We start from the raw sequence: 24,577 nt of genomic DNA, 5'->3' as shown, positions 1-24,577 counted from the left end.
GCGAGTGCCTGCGATCGGCCAGACTGGAATCCGGTTTAAGGCACCAGCACCGTATCCACCGCCTCGGGCAGCAGGTCCGGATAATCGGTGATATAGTGCAAGCCCCGGCTTTCCTTCCTCGCCAGGGCTGACTTCACGATCAGATCCGCAACTTCGATCAGGTTGCGCAGTTCGATCAGATCCTGGGTCACGCGGAAATTGCTGTAATATTCCTCAACTTCCTCGCGCAGCAGGTTAATGCGATTCTGGGCCCGCTCGAGCCTCTTGGTGGTGCGAACAATGCCGACATAATTCCACATGAAGCGGCGGATTTCGGTCCAGGTCTGCTTGATCACCACCTCCTCGTCGCTGTCGGTGACGCGGCTTTCGTCCCATGGCCGGATCGCCGGCGGAGCAGGGAGCTCGTCCCAGTGTTCGGCAATATCCCGCGCCGCCGCGTCACCGAAGACGAAACATTCGAGCAGGCTGTTGGAGGCCAGCCGGTTGGCACCGTGCAGGCCGCTTTCGCTGGCTTCACCCGCTGCATAAAGGCCGGGCAAGTCGGTGCGGCCGGCCAGATCGATCAATATCCCGCCGCAGGTATAATGTTGTGCGGGAACCACAGGGATCGGCCCGGTTGTCATATCGATGCCAAGGCCAATCAGCTTGTCATAGATATTCGGGAAATGCCCCTTCACAAATTCCGGATCGCGGTGCGAGATGTCGAGATGGACATAGTCGAGCCCGAGCCGCTTGATCTCGTGGTCGTTGGCGCGCGCGACAATATCGCGCGGGGCCAGTTCCATCCGTTCCGGATCGAAGCGCTGCATGAAGCGGTCACCGGCTTCGTCGCCGGCATCGGCCGGCAGTTTGAGATGCCCGCCTTCGCCGCGCACCGCTTCGGTGATCAGGAAATTCTTGACCTCGAGATTATAGAGGCAGGTCGGGTGAAACTGCATCATCTCCATATTGGAAACCCGTGCACCCGCGCGCCAAGCCATGGCGATGCCGTCGCCGGTCGCGCCGCGCGGGGCGGTCGAGAACAGATAGGTCCGTCCGGCTCCGCCGCTCGCCATGATCGTCGCGCGCGAAGTCAGCGTCTCGACATGGCCGGTTTCGTTGTTCAGCGCATAGACGCCCCAGACATTTTTCGCGCCGGTCGGCGCCTCCGCATGGCGGTCGACGATCAGGTCGATCGCTACCATATGCGGGCGTAGCGTGATGTTCGGGTGGGCCGCAGCGGTATTCTGCAAGGCTTCCTGCACCGCCCAGCCGGTAGCGTCGTCGACATGGACGATCCGCCGGTGGCTGTGGCCGCCCTCGCGGGTCAGGTGGAGGACTTCCGCTTCCTTGTTGAACGGCACCCCCATATCCTCCAGCCGCTCAATCGCGGCCGGCGCATTTTCGACGACAAATTCAACCGTTTTGCGGCGATTGAGACCGGCACCGGCGACCATCGTGTCGTTGATATGGTTCTCGAACGTGTCACCGGCGTCGAGTACGGCGGCAATCCCACCCTGCGCCCAGGCTGTGGAGCCGCCGGTCAGTTCACCCTTGGCCAGCACCAGCACCTTGTGGGTACGGGCGAGCGTGATCGCCGCGCTCAGTCCGGCTGCGCCGGACCCGACAATGATGACATCGTGATTCATGCCGCTTTGGCGCGGGTCAGGTTGAGAAACACATCCTCAAGATCCGCTTCCCGGGTGGTGACGTCGACGATCGCGAACCCGCGTTCTTGGATCGCTGCCATAACGCCACCGGCATTGGTCCGGTCCTTGTTATAGGTGACGGCAACCGTGCGGGGACCAATGATTTCGGCCTTTTCAAATAGGTCATTGGCAAAAGAAACCGCATCCTGTGCCTTGCTGATGTCGCGGTCCAGCGTCAGTTCGACCAGCTTTTCACGCGCCATATCGACCAGTTCGGGCGTCGGCTTGTTGGCGATCAGCTTGCCGTGATTGATAATCGCGATCCGCTCGCAGAGATTTTCCGCTTCCTCGAGATAATGCGTTGTCAGCACGATGGTAACGCCGGCCTTGTTGAGTTCCACCACATATTCCCAGAGCTGCTGGCGCAGATCGATGTCGACGCCCGCGGTCGGTTCGTCGAGCACCAGTATCGGCGGCGAATGGACCATGGCCTTGGCCACCAGCAGCCGCCGCTTCATCCCGCCCGACAGCGTCCGGGCGTAGGCGTCGGCCTTGTCTTCCAGATGGACGGCGCGCAGCAATTCCATGGTCCGGCGCTTCGCTTTCGGGACGCCGTAGAGGCCGGCCTGCACTTCCAATGCTTCTGAGGGCGTGAAAAACGGATCGAAGATGATTTCCTGCGGAACGATGCCGATCGACGCTTTCGCGTTGCGCGGGCTGTCATCGATATCGAAGCCCCAGATGCTGGCACTGCCACTCGTCTTGCGCACCATCCCGGAGAGGATGTTGATCAATGTCGACTTGCCGGCACCATTGGGGCCCAATAGTCCGAAAATCGAACCGCGCGGTACGTCAAAGCTGACATCGTCCAACGCCTGTTTGCCGCCGGCATATGTTTTGGAAAGATTCTGTATCGATATTGCTGCATCATTCATTCGGGCGGCATACCCAGTTTAATTCTCATAATCAAAGGCTTTGGCAGGAGCGTAACATGGAGGGGCAGGCAGCATCCTGAGCAGGCTGTGATGCCGGGGTGCTATCATGCTTGTCCAACCAATATGCGGGTTCGCATCAATTGGTAACCGCTCCGTTAACCATGTTTTCGGCCCATTTGCTTCATGTCTTCCGGCTAGCCCGTAAACAATATGGGAGAAAGAAAATGCGGCCGGTCAACAGGATATTGGGTGAACTTGTTGGCGGCAGAATGAATAATATTATCAAATAATATCAATATTATACGTCGTTATCTTAAAAGGTTACGATGAATTTAACCATGCGGATAAAGATAAAGTTACACCTATCGATATAAGAGAGTTAACAACCGATATAGGACAGATTTTGTGATGACCAGAGAACAAATCTTACCACGCCTGATTGGTGGCCTTTTCGTCGTGCTTGTCATTCTGACAGGTTCGCCGGCCGCCTTTGCCCAGGCTAGCAATACCGATGCCCGGGCGGTGACCATAGGTCCGCTATCCGTGGTGAAGACCCAGGATCTGCGATATGGCAATATCATATCCGGAACCGGAAATGGCACCGTCACCGTCGATACCCGCAACGGCAATGTATCGACTACGGGTGATGCGACGCTGGCCGGTGGCGTGACCGGTCCGGCCAATTTCATAATCTATGGCGGGCCGAACCAGATCGTCGAAATATCGATCCCCGGGTCCTTGATGGTAACCCATACGAACGGCACGGACCAGATGCGGGTGGACCAGCTTGCGATCGGCAACGGAAACCGGAATTTCAGCACGTTCGTTCGCGGTCTGCTGGGGACACTCGGCATTTATAATCTGACGGTCGGCGGGCGGTTGCGCGTGAATGGCAATCAGCAGACGGGGGCCTATCGCGGGTCCTTCATCATGACTGTCGATTATCAATGATATTGTATCATTGCAGACGGGCGTGAGAAAATATTGCGCGCCCGCAAATCTGTTGCTAATTCACCGCCATGATTGAAACTCCCGAAATCGTCAAAACCTCGAAAAAACGCGTATCCTGCGACGGAGCCACCGATATCCCGGGCGGCGCTGCCTTGGGCCACCCCCGCGTCTGGCTGGAAATTGACGAAAAGGGCTATGTCGAATGCGGCTATTGCGACCGGCGATTCGTTCTGATCGGCGGCCCCGCTGACATCTCCCCGGCACTCGCCAAAGATTAATCCGACATAGGGGGTGTAAGCTCCTCAATATATTTCTATATATACGGGATGACAGAAAAGCTCGATCCCCGCTCATTTCTTTATCGTCCCGACGGCCTTGACCCGGAGCGTGCCAAGACGCTCGTTGCCGAGAGTCTGTCTGCATGCGACGATGGTGAACTCTATCTGCAATATAGCGCTATGGAGAGCTTCGGTTTTGACGACGGCCGTCTGAAGACCGCGGACTACAGTACCGATAGCGGGTTCGGCCTGCGCGGGGTATCCGGCGAGATGACGGGTTTTTCCTACAGTAACGACACCAGCGAAGCGGCGATAAAACGCGCAGCCCAGACCCTGCAATTGCTCGATCCGGCCAAGGGGCAGAAAGCCCCGCCGCCGCGCGGCAGTAACCGGCATCTCTATGGCGAGGCGAATCCGCTGGAGGCGATACCCTTCGCCAAGAAAGTTGCGCTTTGCCAGCAGATTGATACCGCTGCCCGCGCGCGCGATCCCCGCGTCTCGCAGGTTTCCGTTGGCCTGTCCGGCAGCTGGAGTGTCGTCGAAATTGTTCGTCCTGATGGCTTTGTCGCCACCGATGTTCGGCCTCTGGTACGGCTCAATGTTTCGATCGTAGCGGAACAGAACGGCCGGCGCGAAAGCGGCAGCTTCGGCATGGGCGGACGCTATCTTTACGACGATTTGTTCGAGGAAGCGCGCTGGAACCGTGCAGTCGATGAGGCTCTGGCGCAGGCTCTGGTCAATCTCGAGAGCGTGGACGCGCCAGCGGGTGAACAGACCGTTTTGCTCGGCCCCGGCTGGCCCGGCATCATATTGCACGAAGCCATCGGCCATGGCCTTGAAGGCGACTTCAACCGCAAGGGCACCAGTGCCTTTTCCGGCAAGATTGGCGAGCGCGTGGCGGCACCGGGCGTCACCGTGGTCGATGACGGTTCGATCAAGGAGCGGCGCGGCTCGCTGAGCATTGATGACGAAGGCACGCCGACACAGGAAAATGTCCTGATCGAGGATGGCATATTGAAATGCTATATGCAGGACCGGCTGAACGCCCGCCTGATGGGCGTGCCGGCGACCGGGAACGGCCGCCGGGAAAGCTACGCCCATGCGCCGATGCCGCGGATGACCAATACGTTCATGCGGGGCGGCAAGGATGATCCCGACGAATTGATGAGCCGGGTCAAGAACGGCATTTATGCGAAAAGCTTCGGCGGCGGGCAGGTGGATATTGTCTCCGGCAAGTTCGTCTTCTCCTGTACCGAGGCGTACAAGATTGAAAACGGCAAGCTGGGCGCTCCTATCAAGGGCGCAACGCTGATTGGCGATGGGCCGACCGTGCTGACCAAGGTTTCCGGTATTGGCAATGACATGGCGCTCGACGAAGGCATCGGCATGTGTGGCAAGGGCGGCCAGTCCGTCCCCGCCGGTGTTGGCCAGCCGACCTTGCTGGTAGACGCCCTGACCGTCGGTGGCACGGCTTGACGAAAGGATCGATTGCGTTCCCATGAACTGGCCTGCTGACATATTATCCTTCTGGTTTGACGAGCTGGACCCAGAGGACTGGTGGACCAGGAGCGATGCCACGGACGAGCAGACCGAGGAGCGGTTTCTCGAACTCTGGGAAGAGCTGAAATCGAAGACAGCGGACGATTTCCTGTCCTCTCCGGAGAACGCTCTGGCTGCCGTCATCCTGTTTGACCAGTTCCCGCGCAACATGTTCCGCGATAGTGCCGACGCCTATGCAACCGACCATCTGGCGCAGCAGATCGCTGAACAAGCAGTGGATATGGAACTGGATCAGCAATTGCCGGAGGATCGGCGGCCGTTCCTGTATATGCCGTTCATGCATGCCGAGGATCTCCAGTTACAGAACCGGTCTGTGACCCTTTTCACCAAATTGGGCAAGCAGCAGAAATATGCCAACGAGCATCGGGACGTGATTGCGAAATTCGGACGCTTCCCGCATCGCAACAAAATTCTCGGACGCCAGTTCCGCGCCGGAGAACAAGCGGCGGTCGATGCTGGGGCGAGCTGGTAACGCCGATGCTGATTGCCGCGGTCAGGCAGACCTGGCGTGCTTTGACCGTCTGGCCCGATGCCGGTCGCTGGAAAGCCGCTTTCACGATTGCCGTTCCGACGGCAGCGATTATCGCACTGGCCGGGTTTCTCGGTGGCTGGCTTCGCCTAGCGCCGGCGCTCGACATGCCTTCGGGCCTGATGGCCGCTCTCATTCTGTTTATCATCCCCGCGCTGGTCGAAGAGCTGATCTTTCGCGGCGTGCTCTTGTCCTGGCTCGCAACCTTTTCGCAGCGCTGGGGTAGCTGGCTTGCGGCCTTTCTGTTCATGCTCTGGCATCCGTTTCAGGCTCTGACCTTCGGCCCCCCATGGTCGGCGATTTTCCTGCAACCTTCGTTTCTATTTGCTACGTTCATCCTCGGCATAGTATTGACCCATATCCGGATTGTATCGCAGTCCCTTTGGCCTGTGATCGTGATCCACTGGTTGCTGGTGTTGGTCTGGAAGCTGCTGTTCGGCGGCCCATTTTACTGAGAAGGGTGAGGCATGGCGGAATTTTTCGATGCACTGAATGAAGATCATGCGGCGTTCATCGCAAAGCAGCCGATGTTCTTCGTTGCCACTGCGGCGGCGGACGGCCGGATCAATCTTTCGCCCAAGGGCTATGATGCCTTTCGCGTGCTCGGCCCTGACCGCGTTGCCTATCTCGACCTTGGTGGGTCGGGCAACGAGACCCACGCCCATCTCGTCGCCGATGGCCGGATCACCATCATGTTCAACAATTTTGCCAATCCCGCGCTGATCATGCGGCTTTATGGCACGGGCAAGCCGGTGCTGCCGCAGGATGAAGGCTGGAACGGACTGGCCGCGCATTTCGATCTCCTGCCCGGCACTCGCCAGATATTCGACATCAAGGTGGACAATATCCAGACCAGTTGCGGCTGGGGCGTGCCGCGGATGGAGATGCAGGCCGAGCGCGAGACCTTGGTCAAATATCACCGCCAGGCCGATCCGGATGCCTGGGTGACCAAGACCGCAGGCCGGGTCAGAAGCATCGACGGCCTGCCAACGCGGGCTTCCGACCGCTATTTTGGCGAGCAGTAGATCAATGAGTCTGGTCGAACTGTCCCGTCATATGCACGGCATCGAAGCGGAGATCATCCGCGGGCGGCTGGAATCCGCCGGAATTGGCGCGGTCTGTTTCGACAGCAATGTCAATATTGCCGAAGGTGCAGGCATTGCCTTGCCGGCGCGGGTAATGGTGCTGGCCGAGGATCTGGCGGAAGCCAAGGCGATATTGGCGGAGGATGTTTCGCTATGAGCGGCGCCGGCAAATTGTCCCTTGCTCTGGGCGGCGGCGCGGGGCTGGGTTGGACCCATATCGGTGTATTGCGGGCGATCGATGATAGTCCGCTGGAAATTGCTGCGATTGCGGGCACGTCCATCGGAGCGATCACCGGAGCGAGCTATGCGGTCGGGAAGCTCGACTATCTCGAAGACATGGCGCGTAACGTCAACTTCCGGAACATGTTGCGCTTCATGGACCCGCATTTCAAGCGCGGAGCGGTCATGGGCGCGCGCAATATCGAGAAAGAACTGGAAACCGAATTCGGTCAGCTCTGCTTCGAAGATTTGCCCTTTCCGGTCGCGGCGGTTGCTGCAGACCTGCGTACCGGCGACACGATCGTGATGAAATCCGGCAAGCTGGTGCCGGCAATCCGTGCATCCATGTCCTTGCCCGGCATTTTCAAACCGGTGCAGCACGAAGGACGCCTGCTCGTTGACGGAGGGGCGGCTCTGCCGGTTCCGGTATCGCCGGTGCGGGCTCTGGCGCCGGAGGCGCTATGCCTTTCGGTCAATCTGCAGGATGATTTCCTCAACCGTTCGATTGCCGCGGGAATTGCAGAGCAGGGCAACAAGGAACCAAACAGCCTGGCGATCGTCAAGGCGTCGGTCGGGCTGTCCTTGCGCAACCTCAGCCGCTATTCGCTGGCGCTCGATCCCCCCGATTTCGCAATGTCGCCGCCTGTCGGTCATATCGACATCCAGAACTTTACCCGGGCCGAAGAACTGATCGATATTGGCCGCCGCGAGACCGAGAAAGTCATACCGCAAATAATCGCGAAAATGGCGGAGCGTGCTGCCTAAAATTTATGCACTCGTGCTGCATTGCACAAAATTTACTCTTTCTTAAGAGGCGCGATTTTGTGAAAATCCCCTGAATCCAAAGACTTCCGATTCTGGCACGAGCTTTGCGAGGTAACCCCCGGTAACAACAATAGGGGGCGTAATGAAATTTATCATAGCCATAATCAAACCGTTCAAGCTTGACGATGTTCGCGAAGCGCTGACCGGTGTCGGTGTGACCGGCATGACCGTAACCGAAGTCAAGGGCTTCGGTCGGCAAAAGGGCCAGACGGAAGTCTATCGCGGTGCGGAATATACCACCAACATGGTTCCGAAGCTGAAAATCGAGGTGGCGTGCAGCAGCGCTGTCGCAGCGCAGGCGGTTGAGGCCATTCAATCTGCCGCCGGTACGGAGTCGATCGGCGACGGCAAGATTTTCACAATCGGTCTGGAAGACGCGGTGCGTATTCGCACCGGCGAAACCGGCGACACAGCAATTTAATCGGGGAATTATGACAATGAGAAAATTTCTAACAATTTCCGCAGGGCTGGCGGTGATGGCTGCGGCCGCGCCCGCGCTGGCACAGGAGGCGGCTGAAGTGGCCGACCCCAGTGCCAACACAGCCTATATCTTCAATACCCTGTTGTTCCTTCTTGGCGGGTTCCTTGTCATGTGGATGGCCGCCGGGTTCGCGATGCTCGAAGCCGGCCTCGTGCGTTCCAAAAATGTTTCGATGCAATGTCTGAAAAATATCGGCCTTTATTCGATTGCCGGTATCATGTTCTGGTTCATCGGCTATTCGATTGCCTATCCGGGCTTCGAAGGCGGCTATTTCGGTATCGCCGATTTCCCTTACGCCATGCAGGGCGTGGGTGAAGCGGATGTCGACACCGGCTATTCGGTAGCGTCAGACTGGTTCTTCCAGATGGTTTTCTGCGCAACCACGGCGTCGATCGTTTCCGGTACCGTAGCGGAGCGCGTGAAAGTCATTCCGTTCTTCATCTTCGTTTTCGTGCTCACCGGTTTCATTTATCCGGTCATCGTGAGCTGGGAATGGGGCGCTGGCTGGCTCGACGCCATGGGCTTCAGTGACTTTGCCGGTTCCACGCTGGTCCACTCGACCGGTGGCTGGGCTGCTCTCGCCGGCGCCTTGATCATCGGCCCCCGTCTGGGTCGCTATGTCGATGGCAAGATCACGGTCATGCCTGGTTCAAGCATTCCGCTTGCTACCCTGGGTACGTTCATCCTGTGGCTTGGCTGGTTCGGCTTCAACGGCGCATCGCAGCTTGCCATGGGCACGATCGGTGATGTCAGCGACGTTTCCAAGATCTTCGTCAACACCAACATGGCCGCAGCTGGCGGTGTGGTAGTCGCGATCATCCTGACGCAGCTCATCTATAAGAAGATCGATGTCACGATGGCACTCAATGGTGCGCTGGCCGGGCTTGTCTCGATCACGGCAGAACCGCTGACACCGTCCGTTCCTGCAGCCTTGTTCATTGGCGGTATCGGCGGCGCGATCGTAGTGTTCGCTGTTCCGATGCTCGACAAGCTCAAGATCGACGATGTTGTCGGCGCCATTCCGGTTCACCTTCTGGCCGGTATCTGGGGCACGCTGATCGTTCCGCTTACCAACACCGAAGTGCCGTTTGTCGCGCAGCTGACCGGTGTGGTCGCAACCGGTGTCTTCGTGCTGATCACCAGCTCGATCATCTGGTTTGCTCTGAAATTCACCCTTGGTGTCCGTCCGACCGAAGAGCAGGAAATGCTCGGAATGGATATCGCCGAAGTGGGCGTCGAAGCCTACCCGGAATTTGCCAAGGGCTAACCTGTTTGGCGCCGGCCTTCTCCTCCCAATTCGGGTCGGCGCCTCACCTTGTTCCTCCTGCGAACAAACAACTTCAGGCCGGAGATGTGAGAGCATCCCGGCCTTTTTTTATCCGGATTTGATCTCCACAGGTTTTGAACTGAATATATGAACAGTTTCGATTATATCGTGGTCATCGGCTATCTCGCGGCGATGCTGATATTCGGGATGGTCCTCAGCAAACAGAATGACGAGGGCGATTATTTCCTCGGCAACAAGGGGATCGGCTGGTTTCCACTCGGTCTGTCGGCGATGGCCACCCAGTTGTCGGCGATCAGCTTCATTTCGGCACCGGCCTTTGTCGGGTTGCGGGAAGGCGGCGGGCTGAAATGGCTGACCTTCGAATTCGCGCTGCCGCTGGCAATGCTGCTGGTGATGTTCGTGATCATGCCGCCGCTCTACCGCTCGGGTGTGATCAGCATCTTCGACTTTCTGGAACAGCGGATCGGCCGTTCGACGCGTTTCCTGATCAGCGTTTCGTTCCAGATCGTGCGCGCCTTTGGTACCGGTATCATGGTCTATACGACCGGAATCATCATCGAGGCGGTGCTGGGCGTCCCATTCCTCCAGTCGATCCTGGCGATCAGTATCATAACCATCGTCTATTCCTTTCTCGGCGGCATCCGGGCGGTGGTCTATGCCGATGCGATCCAGATGGTGCTGATCGTTCTGGGCCTGCTGGTCTGTCTGGCCTATGCGATATCGATTATCGGCGGTTTTGATCTATTCTGGGCGAGCATCGATCCGGAACGGTTGCGGGTGGTCGACTGGACCTATGCGGGGCTGGTGACCGACGAATTTGCCCTATTGCCGATGCTTTTCGGCGGATTTGTGCTCTATGTGTCATATTATGCCTGCGACCAGACCCAGGCCCAGCGGTCGCTGTCGGCCAAAAGCCTCGGGGATATCCGCAAGTTACTCACGGCCAACGCCCTGCTGCGCTTTCCCGTCACGCTGCTCTATTGCATTACCGGCCTGGCGGTCGGTGTGATTGCCACGGGCGACAGCGCCTTTCTCTCGCTCATTCCGGATGATCGTCCGGACTATCTGATGCCCTTTTTCATCCTCGAATTTCTCCCTCATGGTGTCATCGGCCTGTTGCTGGTGGCAATCATGTCGGCGGCGATGTCGACGCTGAGTTCGGCGGTCAATTCGCTGTCGGCGGTGACCATCGAAGAACTGAAAGGCTACGGCCTGCGGATCGCTGATCCACGCCGGGAGGTCCGCTTCGCCCGCTTGCTGGCGCTGCTCTGGGGCGGGGTGATTCTTTGTTTCTCCATCTATTCGGGCGATATTTCCGCCACGGTTATCGAGGCGATCAACAAGGTTGGCTCGGCGCTTTACGGACCGGTTCTGGGCGTGTTCCTGATCGCGATCCTGTGGAAGCGCAGAACCGTTTTGAGCAGCAATATCGGGTTTCTGACCGGCCTGTCGCTGAATCTTTACTTCTGGCAGTGCCAGCCCGGCCTGTTCTGGATGTGGTGGAATCTGATCGGCCTTCTGGTGACTCTCTCGGTTGCCATCGCGCTGTCACTGGCGTCTCGGAAAATGCCGCTTGCCGGCGGTCCTTCCCGCCGGATCACCAGTGGTGTCTCGCGGGCTCATATCCTCCTCGCGACGGCAGGCCTCACCCTGTTCGTTTTTTCGATCATCCTGATCTCCCTGTTGATCGAGAGATTATAGGCAGCGACTAGCCGGCCAGATCCGCCTTGATGAAGTCCGCCGCCCGCTCACCGATCATGATGCTCGGAGCGTTGGTATTGCCACTGATAATTTCCGGCATGATCGAGGCATCGGCGATATAGAGGCCTTCGAGTCCGCGGAATTTCAGTCTGGCATCGACCACCGCCGCATCATCACCACCCATGCGGCAGGTGCCGACGGGATGATAGACAGTGTCGGCGCGGTCGCGGATCAGCTTGTCGAGCGCCGCATCATTGTTGATATCTATCGGGTGCCGGTCGGTGGGCGAAAAATCGGTCAGCGGCGGGGTCTCCAATATCCGCTTCATATGCCGCACGCCCTTGCGTAGCGTCGCGATATCGCGGTCATCATCGAGGAAGTTCGGGTCGATGGCCGGCGGAGAAACGGGGTTCTGGTCGTTCAGCCTGACCGTACCCTTGCTGTGCGGGCGCAGCACACAGGCATGGCAGCTGAAGCCGTGGCCCTTGACCGATTCTCGACCATGATCCTCGAGCATCGCGGGTACGAAGTGATACTGGATATCCGGGGCAGGGACGTCCGGACCGCTGCTCCAGAAACCGCCGGCTTCGGCATAAGGCGTGGTCATGATTCCGGTCCGCCTGACCCGGTGCTGCACAATTGCCTTGGCCATCCGCACGGTGCCGGCGAGTGAATCGCCGATCAGCTCTTTTGACTCGGTCTTGTAGCCGGAAACAAAGTCGATATGGTCCTTCAGATTCTCACCGACTTCCGGCTTGTCCAGCACGACATCCACACCCTTGTCCTTCAGATGCGCCGCCGGACCGATGCCGGACAGTTGTAATATATGGGGCGACCCGAAGGCGCCGGCAGACAGGACGACAGCTGCGCGTGCATTGATCGTTTCGCCGCCGGACCCGCGCTTGATCTGCACGCCGGTCACGCGCCCGTCCTTGACAACCAGCTTTTCTACCAGCGACTTGGTCCTGATCGTCAGGTTCGGGCGCGAACGGGCAGGCTCGACATAGGCGCGGGCTGCGGACCAGCGTTCGCCGGCTTTCTGGGTCACCTGGTAGATGCCCATACCTTCCTGCCGCTCGCCATTGAAATCATCGAGAATCGGCAGCTGTAGATTGCGCGCCGCTTCGACAAAGGCGAGGCTCCCCGGATTGGGCCATTTCTGGTCGGAGACGGACAGCGGCCCATCGCCGCCATGAAATTTATCACCGCCGCGTTCATTGCCTTCCGATCGCTTGAAATAGGGGAGAACATCATCATAGGCCCAGCCATCGCAGCCCATGGCGGCCCAATTGTCATAGTCCCATTTGTTGCCGCGAATATAGATCATCGCATTGATCGCGCTCGATCCGCCAAGGCCGCGTCCGCGTGGCTGGTATCCTGTACGGCCGTTGAGCCCTTTTTGCGGGACTGTATCGAATCTCCAGTTGGCGTTTTTCAACAGGAAGGGCATCATTCCCGGCGTCTTGACGAGGAAATTATTGTTGCGGCCCCCGGCTTCGATCAGGCAGACCGTATGTTTGCCGTCTTCGCTCAGTCGTCCTGCGACTGCACTCCCTGCCGAACCGCCCCCGATGACGATGAAGTCAAATTCTGCCATGTAACTCTCTCCTGTTCTGCCCAGCGTGCCTTTATGGTCTCGCTGCTTTCTCTGGAGCCGTCATGGCTCCATCCGGGCGGTTTTATCAAATAGTTGATCTTGTAGCGCCAGGGAGCGCTCCAAAAATCCTTTGCGATGCCAATCCATTCATGAAAGGCGGCCCACAGCAGATTGAAGCTGTCGAGGTTCTTGACGATGCCATATTGAATTTTTTCGGCATCGGTCTCCGGCTCAAAAGTTCCGAACATCTTGTCCCAGATGATGAACACCCCGGCATAATTGCGGTCGAGATAACGCGGGTTGGTCGCATGATGGACGCGATGGTGCGAGGGCGTGTTCATCACTGACTCGAACCAGCGGGGCATCCGGTCGATTGCCTCAGTGTGGATCCAATATTGATAAACCAAGTTCAGCCCCGAAAGGAAGAAGACCAGCGCCGGTGGAATACCGAGATAGAAGAGCGGCATCGAGAAGAGGAAGCTGAGCGAAAAAAAACCGGTCCAGGTCTGCCGGAGCGCAGTGGAAAGATTATAGTGCTGGCTGCTGTGATGTATGACATGCGAGGCCCAAAACCAGCGGACGCGATGAGCCGTGCGATGGAACCAGTAATAGGCGAAATCGTCGAGCACGAAGGCCAATGGTACGATCCAGAGTATGTTCGGCCAGCCCAGTTGAAGATCAAAAATCCGGTGCTCGTAAACCCATAGACTCAGAGCCAGAACCAGACCGCCGGTCAGCACGCCGGCGACCACACTGCCGCTTCCCAGTGCCAGAGAGGTAAGCGCATCTTTCGTCTCGTAGCGGATCGTTCTGCTTTTGCGGCTCCATAGCCATTCCAAGGCCACCGTGATGACGAAAAAGGGAATCGCCCAAAGGGTTGGAGATGGTAAATTTTCCATCCGCCAGCTACTGACACGAATGTTAGTGGCTGTCCAGATGCCTCGATCAGTTGCCGGATGAAAGCGCGTCGACCATTGCGCGTACCGGGGTGATATCATAGCCCGCATTGCCTGCGAGTCGAGCGATCTCGTCCGGTGCCACGCCCTGTTTTGCCTGCGCCAGCGCCCATAGCAGAGTCGAGCGGGTGCCCGAGCGGCAATAGGCGAGGGCCTTGTCCCCGTCGGCAAGCGCGGCAATCATCGCATCGACTTGCGGGCCGGAAAAGCCACTATGCGTGATCGGAATCGCGATATATTTCAGGCCGGCATCTCGCGCGGCCGCTTCGATATCGGTGCTTTGCGGGGCAGCCGGATCTTCGCCGTCGGGGCGGTTGTTGATGATCAGGCTGACGCCCTCGGCCTTGGCAGCGGCGACATCGTCCAGCGAGATTTGCGGCGATACGCTGAGATTGTCATTGATCTTGCGGAACATTTTCTGGGTCTCCTCTGTCGGAACATTGCTGTCGTTGGCGGTCGCCGTTGCCGCGCTACGGCCCGCCAGGACAATAGGTAATATAACGGAGGCCAGGTTGATATATCGTTTCATGCCGCTTCGGTCATTTCACGGATCACGGCCAGAAAGGCTTCACCATGTTTCTCCAGTTTGGCCGCACCGATGCCCGGCAGCTCGCCGAGTGCCGACAGGCTGCCCGGTTTCAGACCGGTCATATCACGCAGCACGCTGTCGTGGAAGATGACATAAGGCGGGACGCCCAGTTCCTTGGCCAGTTCCATGCGCTTTGCCCGCAGTGCTTCGAACAGAGGATCGCCAAAGGGGTTTGGCGAGGCCGTGCCCCCGCGTCGTTTGCGTGAGGCACGCTTGGGCGGCTCGACAATGGCAACTTCCTGTTCGCCCTTGAGTATCTTGCGCGCCTCGGGGCCGAACATCAGGCCGCCATGTTCGGTGTTGCGCAAAGCATCGCGGAGTAGCAGCGAGCGGGACACCGGCTTGATCAGCGCAGCTTCCTCTTCTCCGACAATATCGAAAACCGAAAGTTGGTCGTGGCCGCGCGAGAGGATTTTCTCATCCTGCCTGCCGGTGAGCACCGCTTCGAGATGGGTGACCCCGAAACTCTGGCCGGTGCGATAGACGGCGGACAAGAATTTGCGCGCCAGTTCGGTGACATTGCGGGTCTTCGGAGCGTTCAGGCAATTGTCGCAATTGCCACATTGCTCCGGAGGATTTTCGCCGAAATGGCGGAGCAGCACGGCGCGCCGGCAACCCGGCGTTTCGACCAGACCGCCGAGCGCCGCCAGCCTCGTCCGTTCGCTCTCCAGCCGGGTTTCGTCAATTTCGCCCAGCCGCTGCCGCGCTCTGGCAAAATCTTCCGCACCCCAGAACATATGGGCCTCGGCCGGATCGCCATCGCGACCGGCACGGCCGGTTTCCTGATAATAGGCCTCGATCGATTTCGGTAGGCCGGCATGCGCGACAAAGCGCACATCCGGCTTGTCGATACCCATGCCAAAGGCAATGGTGGCGACCATCACCATATCTTCCGAAGCGACAAAATCATGCTGGTTCTGCTGGCGGACTTCCGGCGGCAGACCGGCGTGATAGGCGCGCGCGCTGCGTCCGGTGCTGGCGATTTGGCTGGCCATTTTCTCAGTTGCGGCGCGGGTCTGCGCATAGATTATGCCCGGTCCCGGGATGCGATCGACCAGATCGCCGACTTGCCGTGCAAGGCCGCTGCGCGGGCTCATGCTGTAGCGGATATTGGGCCGGTCGAAACCGGCAAGGATCAGCCCGTCCTGCTCGATGCCCAGCTGCACCAATATATCGTCACGCGTATGGGCGTCGGCGGTCGCGGTGAGTGCCAGCCGCGGCACCGACCCGAAATGGTCGAGCAACGGACGGAGCAGCCGGTAGTCGGGACGAAAATCATGCCCCCATTCGGATACGCAATGCGCTTCGTCGATGGCGAAGAGTGAAATATTGGTTTGCTCCAGCAATTCGCGAAAATGGGGCTGGGACGCGCGTTCGGGCGCGGCGTAGAGCAGGTCCAGCTCGCCCGCCCTTAATCGGGCAATCGTCTCGGCGCGATTGTCATCGGCGGAGGTGAGGGTGGCCGCCCGGATCCCGACCGCCTCGGCGCTGCGCAACTGGTCGTGCATCAGCGCGATCAGCGGCGAGATTACGATGGTGGTGCCGCTGTTGGCGAGGGCTGGAAGTTGATAGCAAAGCGATTTTCCCGAGCCGGTCGGCATCACGGCAAGCGTGTTTCGCTTCGCCATCACCCGGTCCATCACTGGTTCCTGCATACCGCGAAAGCTGCTGTAGCCGAATGTCGATTTAAGCAGGGGAAGAAGCGCTTCGGTCATGGATCATTCCCTAGCCAGAGACGCCCCCATGCGAAACCGCAAAATCGCAAATGACCGAAAATGGTATTTTGGCTGGCGGTCAGGCGGGTTCTCGCTGGTCCTCCGCCTGCCGTTTCCACATGTCCGCGTAGAGCCCGCGCTTGACCAGCAACTGCCGGTGGCTGCCGCGTTCGGCGATCCGCCCTTCGTTGAGTACGATAATCTCGTCGGCATGGGTGATGGTCGATAGCCGGTGTGCGATGATCAAGGTGGTCCGCCGTTCCGATATCTTGGCAAGCGTCGCCTGGATTTCGTCCTCGGTGCGGCTGTCGAGCGCCGACGTGGCTTCGTCAAGGATCAGGATCGGCGGGTTTTTCAGCAAGGTCCGCGCAATCGCGACGCGCTGTTTCTCGCCGCCGGACAGTTTCAGCCCGCGCTCGCCGACCTGCGTGTCATAGCTGTCCGGCAGTTTGGCGATAAAGTCATCCAGAGCGGCGCCGCGCGCGGCATCCTCGATCTCGATCTGCGTTGCCCCTTCGCGGCCATAGCCGATATTATAGCCGATGCTGTCGTTGAACAGCACGCTATCCTGCGGAACAATGCCGATTGCGCCGCGCAGGCTCTGCTGGGTGACTTCGGCTATGTCCTGACCGTCGATCACTATCCGTCCGGCCTGCGGATCATAGAAGCGGAAGAGCAATCGCGCGATCGTCGATTTGCCGGCGCCGGACGGCCCGACAATCGCCAGCGTCCCGTCCGCCGGCACCTCGAAATCGAGGCCGTGCAAGATCTGGCGATCGTCATCATAATTGAACACGACATTTTCAAAGCGCACCGTGCCTTCGGAAATCTGCAGCGCCTTTGCGCCCGGCTTGTCGACCACTTCCTGCTTGGTATCGATCAGCTTGAACATCGCGTCCATGTCGACCAGGCCCTGACGGATGGTGCGATAGACCATGCCGAGCAGATCGAGCGGCCGGAACAATTGCATCAGCAGGGCGTTGACCAGCACCAGATCACCGACCGTCAGATCGCCCTGTTGCCAGCCGTAGACGCTGAACGCCATCGCGCCGATCATCGTCAGATTGGTGATGATCGACTGGCCGATATTGAGCAGGCCAAGCGAGTTTTCCGATTTGACCGCAGCCGCAGCCCAGTCTTTCATCGCCCTGTCATAGCGTTCGGCCTCGCGCTGTTCGGCGGTGAAATATTTGACCGTCTCGTAGTTCAGCAAGGCATCGACCGACCGGCCGATCACCCTTGTATCCATATCGTTCATCTTCGCCCGCAGCGCGTTGCGCCAGTCGGTGACCTTGCGGGTGAAGGTGATGTAAATAGCGACCATCGCCATGGTCGCGGCGACCAGCTCGAAGCCGAATTTGATCTGGAAAATGATCAGCACTGCGGTCAGCTCGACGACCGTCGGGGCGATGTTGAACAGCAGGAAATAGAGCATGATATCAATGCTCTTGGTCCCGCGTTCGATGATCTTGGTGACCTCACCGGTGCGGCGACCGAGATGGAAGCGCAGCGACAGGCTGTGAAGGTGCGTGAAGACATTGGTGGCAAGGCGGCGCGCGGCCTGCTGGCCGACCTTTTCGAACACGATATTGCGCAGATTGTCGAACATCACCTGGCCGAAGCGGGCGAAGCCATAAGCCGCGACCAGGGCGAGCAGCACGGTCAGCTCGGTGCCGAGATCCTCGTCCGACATGCCGTCGATAACCGCTTTATAAAGAAACGGCATCGTCAGAACGGCGGCCTTGGCGCACAGCACCAGCAGGCCGGCGATGATGATACGCAACCGCAGCCCCGGCTCGCCCTTGGGCCAGAGATAGGGCAGGAACCGCTTGAGCGTAGGGATCATCGGCGGGTCGATCTGACCCTCGGTGGCATAATCGGGTGGCATGGGCCGGATGTAGGACCGACGGCGCCGAAAGTCTATCCGGCTATAAATTCACCAGCGCGGTGCGTCAGAAGCTGCCGCTGACCGTCAACCGGTAGATCAGGCCGAATTCGCGGCTGCGATCTTCGACAAAGGCGACCGGTCCGTTGCGCCGGCCTCTCATGAATCCGCGGTCCAGACCCCCCGGCTGCCCCAGAAGATCGCCAAAGGCGGTGCGGGTGAAATTCTCGGACCGACCGAACAGATTGCCGAGATTGGCCTGTACGGTCAGTCCGAACACATTCTTATGCTCGACAAATATCCAGCTATAGGGCGCGCCCGTGCGAAAGCGGGTGATCTGGTCCAGCCGCAGAAAATCCGAATAGCGGAAATCCTCGACACCGGCGCCCCATGCCCAGTTGCTGCCGGGAATGTCGTGACGCAAACTGGCTTCATAGGTGAATATCTTGTCGTCACTGATCCGCCGGTGGATGCCTGTCAGGGGATCGCGCAGCGAACTTCTGCGAAGCTCGCCTTCAAAATCGAGCTTGGCGCCGTCCCAGCCTATGGGATCGAACAATATGCTGGTCACCATTTCCACGCCATAGCTGGTCGCGCTGTCGAGATTGCCGCGCGCCTCGGTGGTGGCCGTGATCGGGATGGAATCGACAATATCGCTGAATTTCTCGCCGTAAATATTGACGGTCAGCGATCCCCATGGGCCCAGTTTTTGTGTCGCCTCCAGCTCCGCGCGCCAGCTTTGCGGCGGGACCAGTTCGGGATTTCCGGCATTGCCGTTATTCTGTGAAACATCGACCGACTGGACGAAGTCGAAGAAATTGAGCTGGCCGACCGACCGGTCAATTTTCAGGCTGATGTCGAGAGCCGGCTGTGGTCGCCAGGCCAGCGATACGGACCCCTTCGGGCGAATGAACGACCGGCTCTGGCCCGCCGCGCCGCTCTGGCTGATCTTGCTATATTCGCCGCCCAATGTCGCCTGCAGCCTGAGCGTCTCCGTCAGCGGACGCCCATAGGAGCCAATGACTTCACCGCGATATTCGGTGACCTTGCTGTTGGCGTTGGTCAGCGCGACCGGCTGGAATATGCCCTGGTTGTCGAGCACCGCCAGGCTGCCTTGATTGTCGAGAAAATTATAGGCGCCTTCGACACTGACGCCCCAGTCGGTTCCGCCGGTCGTTTTCCAGCCATATTCGGCGCGCAAGATCGACTCGCCCTCGTCGGTCACCGTGTCAAAGCGGCTGCCGTTGGCGGGCGTGACGCCGTCGGTAAATGTCCGGCCAAAAAAATCGTTGACCGGGCTATGCTCGAACCGCTGCAAGCCGATCAGTTTCAGGCGGCCACTGCCAAGGTCGAACTCATAGTCGGCGCTCAATTCGGCATTCCACTCGTTCTCGCGGCTGGAATATAGTTCGGAAATGTTGGGTTGCCCGATCTGGCTGCGATCGGTGTCTACCGTCTCTCTGCGCCGAAACCATTGATAGGCGGCATTGGCATTGAATATCGATCCATTGTTGCCGGTCAGGCTATAGGAACCGTTTAGCTTCGGCTGGTCCTGACGATAGCGGGCGACCTCGTCGCGTTCGAACAGCAGATTGCCAAAGCGGTCGGTGACCTGCTCCGGTCCTTCGACGCCGTTGCGCGCCGCATCATTTTCGACCGACAGAGAGAATTCGCCCTTACCCAGCTTGCCGCTGATCGAGGCTTCGCCGGAAAACCAGTCGTTGCCCGAACGGCGCCACACCGGTTCCCATTTGAAATTACCGCGGAGCCGGCTGGATTCGCTGATATTGGTAACGAGATTGAGAACCTGGCCTGAAAGACCGGTAATGCTCAGCGTAGCGCCGTCAATAATCTCGATGCGCACGACATTGGCTGCCGAAATTCGGCCCAGATAGGTGAAGGCGTCGCTATTCTTGCCGGATATGCGCGCGCCATTGATCAGGACATTTTCGTCGGCCTGGCCAAGTCCGCGTTCGTCATCGTCACCGGTGTCGATGGTAAAGCCGGGCACCTGACGGACCATATCGAGCGCGGTCCGCGGATTGAAACGGGAAAACTGGCTTGCATCATAGATCTGTCGCCCGTTTTCCGCGCGGGGCTGAAGCGATGTCTGCGCTGGCGTCTGGGCTTGTGCGGCAACAGGGGCCAGCAATGACGAGATTGCCGTGGAGAGCGCCACAGCTGTCAAAAAAAATTGTCTGTCCTGCACCAGTTTCCCCCTCCGGGCCTCCGCTCTCGATGCAGCGCTGCTATGCCCGATTGGTTGCAGTCGATACCGGCTTTCGATAAACTACATTCGTAGTCGGATGAACAGCTTCTACTGTCCGGAGCAATAAACCATTTAAATTCTATGGTTTATGGAAGAACAGAACCCAGGCCGCCGCACAATTGGCGAGCGTGTAGACGAAATAGAAAATAACCGCGCTGAGCATTCCCATATTGGCGAAAATCATGGCTGCGGCGAGCATGAAAAATTCCAGAAAATAGCTGCCGTGGGGACCGAGAATTTTCCGGAAATTTCCACGCGCTTCGGCCATCAGCGGATGGCTGCTCTCGAGCATGGCCTTGTGCATCGCGAAATTGCCAACGCCGCACAGGAAGATGATAAAAATATACATGGCTTCAATATAGGTCGTTTTGCTGTCATTGTCATTGGATCAGATAAACAAGTCTCCGGTCGAGAGGCGAGGGAGGATCATATGGACTTTGCAGGCAAGACAGCGGTCATCACCGGCGGAGCAACGGGCATCGGACTGGCGCTGGCCGGGCAGATGGGCGGTGCAGGGGCCCGGATCATCCTGTTCGAGCCACGCGAGCATCGTTTGCAGGAAGCCGTCGCCGCGCTCGCTGCGGCGGGAATCGATGCGAAATATATGGTCGGAGATGTCACTAAACCGGAACAGGTTGAGGCGCTCGCGGATTTTGCCTGGGCGGAGAATGGACGCGGCGATATTATCGTCAACAATGCAGGAGTCAGCGGCGGGCGCAGCCGCGTGCTCGACATGGACATGGTCGAGGCGCGGGCGTTGTATGAGGTCAATTTCTGGGGCGCGTGGCATGGCATTGCCGCCTTTGGCAAACGCTACAAGGCGGATGGACTGCCGTCGGCAATCTATACCACCGGATCGGAGAACAGCCTGTTCAACGCTCTGCCGAAAACCGGTGGGGCCTATGTCTCGAGCAAACATGCTGTGCTCGGCCTGATGGACGTGTTGCGGCGCGAGGCTCCGGACAATATCGAACTGGGCCTGATCATTCCCGGCTGGGTGAAATCGGAACTGTCCGAGCTACAGGCCGGCGAGGCGATGGACGCGGACGAATTTGCCGCGATCATTTTCAAACAGATGCAGGCGGGCGAATATTATCTGGTCAGCCACCCCTATAATGTCGTGCGCATGGAAGAACGCTGGGCCGAGGTATACGGCGCCTTCGAAAAATATGCACCGCGCCATGAAGGCGATGACCGGATGGATGTCCAGCTGTGGGTGGAGCGGATGCAGGCGGCGCGTAAATACTGATTGCCGGCGGTCGCCCCAGCCTGGGCAGGGGGCGACTCCCTAATCCCGCGAAGTCAGACGCCTTCGAGCAAACCTTCTTTCCTGATCTTCTCCTGCCACACCAGCGGCGCCAGATGGTGCACGCTCTGGCCTTCGGCATCGACCGCGACCGTGACCGGCATGTCCTGCACTTCGAATTCGTAGATCGCCTCCATGCCGAGCTCTTCAAAGCCGACGACCTTCGAGCCTTTGATGGCGCGGGACACCAGATAGGCGCTGCCGCCGACGGCCATCAGATAGGCGCTCTTGTGCTTCTTGATCGAACCGACCGTGTCCAGCCCGCGTTCGGCCTTGCCGACCATCGCCAGCAGGCCCTGTTCCAGCATCATGTCGGTGAACTTGTCCATCCGCGTCGCGGTGGTCGGACCGGCCGGGCCCACCACTTCCTCGCCGACCGGATCGACGGGCCCGACATAATAGATGACGCGGCCTTTGAAATCGACTGGCAGCTCTTCGCCGGCTGCCAGCATATCCTTGATCTTCTTGTGTGCCGCATCGCGGCCGGTCAGCATCTTGCCATTGAGCAGCAGCCGGTCGCCATGTTTCCAGGTCGCGACTTCGGCGGCATCCAGCTGGTCGAGGTGCACGCGCTTCGCTTCTGAGGACGGCGTCCAGTTGACGTCCGGCCATTCGTCGAGCTTCGGCGCTTCGAGATAGGCCGGCCCACTGCCGTCGAGCGTGAAATGCGCGTGGCGGGTGGCGGCGCAATTGGGGATCATCGCAACCGGTTTGCCCGCCGCATGGCAAGGCCAGTCATTGATCTTGACGTCGAGGATGGTCGAGAGTCCGCCCAGTCCCTGCGCGCCGATGCCCAGCGCGTTGACCTTGTCGAAAATCTCGATCCGCATTTCCTCGATATCGTTGCGCGGACCGCGCTCCTTGAGCTGGCCCATGTCGATCGGGTCCATCAGGCTCTGCTTGGCCAGCAATACGGCGCGTTCCGCGGTTCCGCCAATGCCGATGCCGAGCATCCCGGGCGGGCACCAGCCGGCGCCCATCTGCGGGATCATTTCCAGCACCCAGTCAACGATATTGTCGCTCGGGTTCATCATCTTGAACTTGGATTTATTCTCCGATCCGCCGCCCTTGGCCGCGACATCGACGGAGACCTTGTCGCCGGGCACCATTTCGACATGCAGCACGCTTGGCGTGTTGTCCTTGGTGTTGCGCCGGGTGAAGGCGGGATCGGCCAGGATCGAGGCGCGCAGCTTGTTCTCCGGATGGAGATAGGCGCGACGCACGCCTTCATCGACAATTTCCTGCATCGATTGCGATGTGTCATCCAGCCGGCAATCCATGCCCCATTTGACGAAGACATTGACGATGCCGGTATCCTGACAGATCGGCCGGTGGCCTTCGGCGCACATTTTTGAATTGGTCAGGATCTGGGCAATCGCATCCTTGGCAGCTGGCGATTTTTCCGCTTCATAGGCTTTGCCGAGTGCCCGTATATAATCCATCGGGTGATAGTAAGAGATGAATTGCAGCGCGTCTGCGACGCTCTCGATCAAATCGGCGGTCTTGATGGTCGTGGTCATGAATGCTCCAGAATATCGACGGAATGCGGTTGGACTGCCTTTAGGCCGATATGACCGGACCGGGCAAGTTTTTGTCGCTATGCTTTGCTTTGTGAATATAGACCCCGGATATCATGGGCGAACGGTGCCAGGCGGCTATCAATATGATGCAATATATAATCGGTTGCCGTTACACGCTGTGATTGCGGACGAGCCGATGAAGCGATACGGATGATCGAGCGGGAAATTTCATCGGTACACCAAGGAACCCCAAAGCTATGCGCGCGCGTGATTTCCTGCTTCTCATATTGATATGCCTGATCTGGGCTTCGAACAATGTCTTGAGCAAGATCATCGTCGATGACTGGGCGGTTCCGCCTGTATTCTATGCGGCGCTGCGCTTTGCAGTGGTGGCGCTGGTGATGCTGCCCTGGCTGCTGCCGATGCCCCGACCGGCTTGGCGCATCATATTGATCGGCATGCTGATGGGGGGCGGCAATTTTGCGCTGCTGTTTATCGGCCTGCAGACGACCTCGCCGTCTTCGGCTGCCATCATCCTGCAGCTGGGGGTTCCGTTCACGCTGCTGCTGTCGGTTATCATGCTCGGCGAGCGAATTCACTGGCGGCGGGGAGCCGGCATTGCTCTGACTCTGCTAGGGGTGATGCTGGTTATATGGCGTCCGGAAGGATTGGCCCTGTCGACGGGCCTTTGGTTTGTGGCGGCCGCTGCCTTTGCCGGATCCGCCGGGGCGGTTCTGATGAAACGCGTAGACAATGTTACGCCATTCCGCTTTCAGGCCTGGGTCGGCCTGGTGTCGGTGATCATCCTGACCCTGAGCTCGGCGCTGTTCGAGCAGGGTCAATGGTCCGCCGCAATCGCTGTCGGCTGGCCTCTCGCTGCCGCCGTGCTGTTTACCGCCCTGATCGTTTCGGTCGGTGCGCACTCCGCTTATTATTCCCTGATCCGCCAATATGAAGCCAATCTTCTGGCGCCACTCACGCTGATAACGCCGCTGGCGACGATCGGATTGGGCGTCTGGATCACCAATGATGCGTTCGATCTGCGCATGGCGCTGGGCGCGGCGCTGGCGATTGGCGGGGTGCTGATCGTGGCCCTCAGACCCAAACCGGCCACCGCATTGCTCGTCGATCGCGAACAGCGTTGAGATTCGGGAAGGCATTGGCAACGGTCCGTGTCTAACGCCTGTTTCATCGCTGCCGGTCATCGATCCGGATCGTTCTTTTGATCGCGGTCGGTTGATGACAGAGCGATTCCTTTCC

At 58.8% G+C, this 24,577-nt stretch carries 23 protein-coding genes; 13 read left to right on the top strand and 10 right to left on the bottom strand.

The features are described 5' to 3' along the window. Positions 1-35: 35 nt before the first annotated feature. Both nadB and BOSE62_RS08150 read right to left on the bottom strand, forming a co-directional pair. The gene (gene nadB, locus BOSE62_RS08155) at positions 36-1,628 is read right to left on the bottom strand and encodes an L-aspartate oxidase (RefSeq protein WP_159644057.1); all 1,593 of its coding nucleotides are present in this window, start codon (positions 1,626-1,628) and stop codon (positions 36-38) included. Continuing rightward, on the bottom strand, positions 1,625-2,563 hold the full coding sequence (locus BOSE62_RS08150) for an ABC transporter ATP-binding protein (protein WP_159644055.1): 939 nt from the start codon (positions 2,561-2,563) through the stop codon (positions 1,625-1,627). Before BOSE62_RS08150 ends, nadB begins: the two co-directional genes overlap by 4 nt. A gap of 408 nt (positions 2,564-2,971) precedes the next feature. On the opposite strand from BOSE62_RS08150, the gene BOSE62_RS08145 reads away from it, so the two are divergent. From BOSE62_RS08145 to BOSE62_RS08095, 11 genes are all read left to right on the top strand, one after another. Then, positions 2,972-3,514, top strand: coding sequence for a DUF4402 domain-containing protein (locus tag BOSE62_RS08145; RefSeq protein WP_159644052.1), 543 nt, complete (start codon positions 2,972-2,974; stop codon positions 3,512-3,514). Between the two features lie 68 nt (positions 3,515-3,582). Beyond that, complete coding sequence (locus BOSE62_RS08140; RefSeq protein WP_159644050.1) at positions 3,583-3,792, top strand: zinc-finger domain-containing protein; 210 nt, start codon at positions 3,583-3,585, stop codon at positions 3,790-3,792. 48 nt (positions 3,793-3,840) lie between these two features. Next, a complete protein-coding gene (gene tldD, locus BOSE62_RS08135; protein WP_159644046.1) occupies positions 3,841-5,268 on the top strand; it encodes a metalloprotease TldD in 1,428 nt (475 codons plus the stop codon). Between the two features lie 22 nt (positions 5,269-5,290). Further along, positions 5,291-5,824 carry a DUF924 family protein gene (locus tag BOSE62_RS08130; RefSeq protein ID WP_159644044.1) on the top strand — a complete coding sequence of 178 codons (534 nt, stop codon included), beginning with the start codon at positions 5,291-5,293 and terminating at the stop codon, positions 5,822-5,824. 5 nt (positions 5,825-5,829) lie between these two features. Beyond that, positions 5,830-6,336: a CPBP family glutamic-type intramembrane protease gene (locus tag BOSE62_RS08125; RefSeq protein ID WP_159644042.1), complete on the top strand. Its 507-nt coding sequence runs from the start codon at positions 5,830-5,832 to the stop codon at positions 6,334-6,336. A gap of 12 nt (positions 6,337-6,348) precedes the next feature. Further along, complete coding sequence (locus BOSE62_RS08120; RefSeq protein WP_159644040.1) at positions 6,349-6,906, top strand: pyridoxamine 5'-phosphate oxidase family protein; 558 nt, start codon at positions 6,349-6,351, stop codon at positions 6,904-6,906. A 4-nt stretch (positions 6,907-6,910) separates the two neighbouring features. Further along, positions 6,911-7,123, top strand: coding sequence for a putative signal transducing protein (locus tag BOSE62_RS08115; protein WP_159644038.1), 213 nt, complete (start codon positions 6,911-6,913; stop codon positions 7,121-7,123). Further along, a complete protein-coding gene (locus tag BOSE62_RS17560) occupies positions 7,120-7,950 on the top strand; it encodes a patatin-like phospholipase family protein (protein WP_159644036.1) in 831 nt (276 codons plus the stop codon). Before BOSE62_RS08115 ends, BOSE62_RS17560 begins: the two co-directional genes overlap by 4 nt. Before the next feature lie 142 nt (positions 7,951-8,092). Continuing rightward, a complete protein-coding gene (locus BOSE62_RS08105) occupies positions 8,093-8,431 on the top strand; it encodes a P-II family nitrogen regulator (protein WP_089134556.1) in 339 nt (112 codons plus the stop codon). Positions 8,432-8,447: 16 nt separating this feature from the next. Then, positions 8,448-9,758 carry an ammonium transporter gene (locus tag BOSE62_RS08100; RefSeq protein WP_159644034.1) on the top strand — a complete coding sequence of 437 codons (1,311 nt, stop codon included), beginning with the start codon at positions 8,448-8,450 and terminating at the stop codon, positions 9,756-9,758. 147 nt (positions 9,759-9,905) lie between these two features. Beyond that, a complete protein-coding gene (locus tag BOSE62_RS08095) occupies positions 9,906-11,480 on the top strand; it encodes a sodium:solute symporter family transporter (protein ID WP_159644032.1) in 1,575 nt (524 codons plus the stop codon). Between the two features lie 7 nt (positions 11,481-11,487). On the opposite strand, the gene BOSE62_RS08090 is transcribed toward BOSE62_RS08095, so the two are convergent. The 7 genes from BOSE62_RS08090 to BOSE62_RS08060 form a co-directional block, all read right to left on the bottom strand. Continuing rightward, on the bottom strand, positions 11,488-13,077 hold the full coding sequence (locus tag BOSE62_RS08090; RefSeq protein WP_159644030.1) for a GMC family oxidoreductase: 1,590 nt from the start codon (positions 13,075-13,077) through the stop codon (positions 11,488-11,490). Further along, the gene (locus BOSE62_RS08085; RefSeq protein ID WP_159644028.1) at positions 13,011-13,976 is read right to left on the bottom strand and encodes a sterol desaturase family protein; all 966 of its coding nucleotides are present in this window, start codon (positions 13,974-13,976) and stop codon (positions 13,011-13,013) included. The genes BOSE62_RS08090 and BOSE62_RS08085 overlap by 67 nt, the downstream gene beginning before the upstream one ends. A gap of 46 nt (positions 13,977-14,022) precedes the next feature. Beyond that, complete coding sequence (locus BOSE62_RS08080; protein WP_328799769.1) at positions 14,023-14,562, bottom strand: TIGR01244 family sulfur transferase; 540 nt, start codon at positions 14,560-14,562, stop codon at positions 14,023-14,025. After that, positions 14,559-16,337, bottom strand: a complete 1,779-nt coding sequence (gene recQ / locus BOSE62_RS08075; protein WP_159644026.1) for a DNA helicase RecQ — start codon at positions 16,335-16,337, stop codon at positions 14,559-14,561. Before recQ ends, BOSE62_RS08080 begins: the two co-directional genes overlap by 4 nt. Before the next feature lie 79 nt (positions 16,338-16,416). Then, positions 16,417-18,225: an ABCB family ABC transporter ATP-binding protein/permease gene (locus tag BOSE62_RS08070; protein ID WP_159644024.1), complete on the bottom strand. Its 1,809-nt coding sequence runs from the start codon at positions 18,223-18,225 to the stop codon at positions 16,417-16,419. Positions 18,226-18,289: 64 nt separating this feature from the next. Continuing rightward, positions 18,290-20,401, bottom strand: a complete 2,112-nt coding sequence (locus BOSE62_RS08065; protein ID WP_236554163.1) for a TonB-dependent receptor plug domain-containing protein — start codon at positions 20,399-20,401, stop codon at positions 18,290-18,292. A 169-nt stretch (positions 20,402-20,570) separates the two neighbouring features. Beyond that, positions 20,571-20,840 carry a hypothetical protein gene (locus tag BOSE62_RS08060; RefSeq protein ID WP_159644020.1) on the bottom strand — a complete coding sequence of 90 codons (270 nt, stop codon included), beginning with the start codon at positions 20,838-20,840 and terminating at the stop codon, positions 20,571-20,573. Positions 20,841-20,921: 81 nt separating this feature from the next. Here BOSE62_RS08060 and BOSE62_RS08055 point away from each other — a divergent pair, with 81 nt between their 5' ends. Next, positions 20,922-21,740, top strand: coding sequence for an SDR family NAD(P)-dependent oxidoreductase (locus tag BOSE62_RS08055; protein ID WP_159644018.1), 819 nt, complete (start codon positions 20,922-20,924; stop codon positions 21,738-21,740). Between the two features lie 53 nt (positions 21,741-21,793). Here BOSE62_RS08055 and BOSE62_RS08050 read toward each other — a convergent pair whose 3' ends face one another. Further along, a complete protein-coding gene (locus BOSE62_RS08050) occupies positions 21,794-23,317 on the bottom strand; it encodes a fumarate hydratase (RefSeq protein WP_159644016.1) in 1,524 nt (507 codons plus the stop codon). Between the two features lie 257 nt (positions 23,318-23,574). Here BOSE62_RS08050 and BOSE62_RS08045 point away from each other — a divergent pair, with 257 nt between their 5' ends. Continuing rightward, the gene (locus BOSE62_RS08045; protein WP_159644014.1) at positions 23,575-24,462 is read left to right on the top strand and encodes a DMT family transporter; all 888 of its coding nucleotides are present in this window, start codon (positions 23,575-23,577) and stop codon (positions 24,460-24,462) included. Positions 24,463-24,577: the final 115 nt, after the last annotated feature.

This window comes from Sphingorhabdus sp. 109, from assembly GCF_902506555.1.
Taxonomy (GTDB): domain Bacteria; phylum Pseudomonadota; class Alphaproteobacteria; order Sphingomonadales; family Sphingomonadaceae; genus Parasphingorhabdus.
This window is presented reverse-complemented; position numbering and strand designations above follow the sequence as displayed.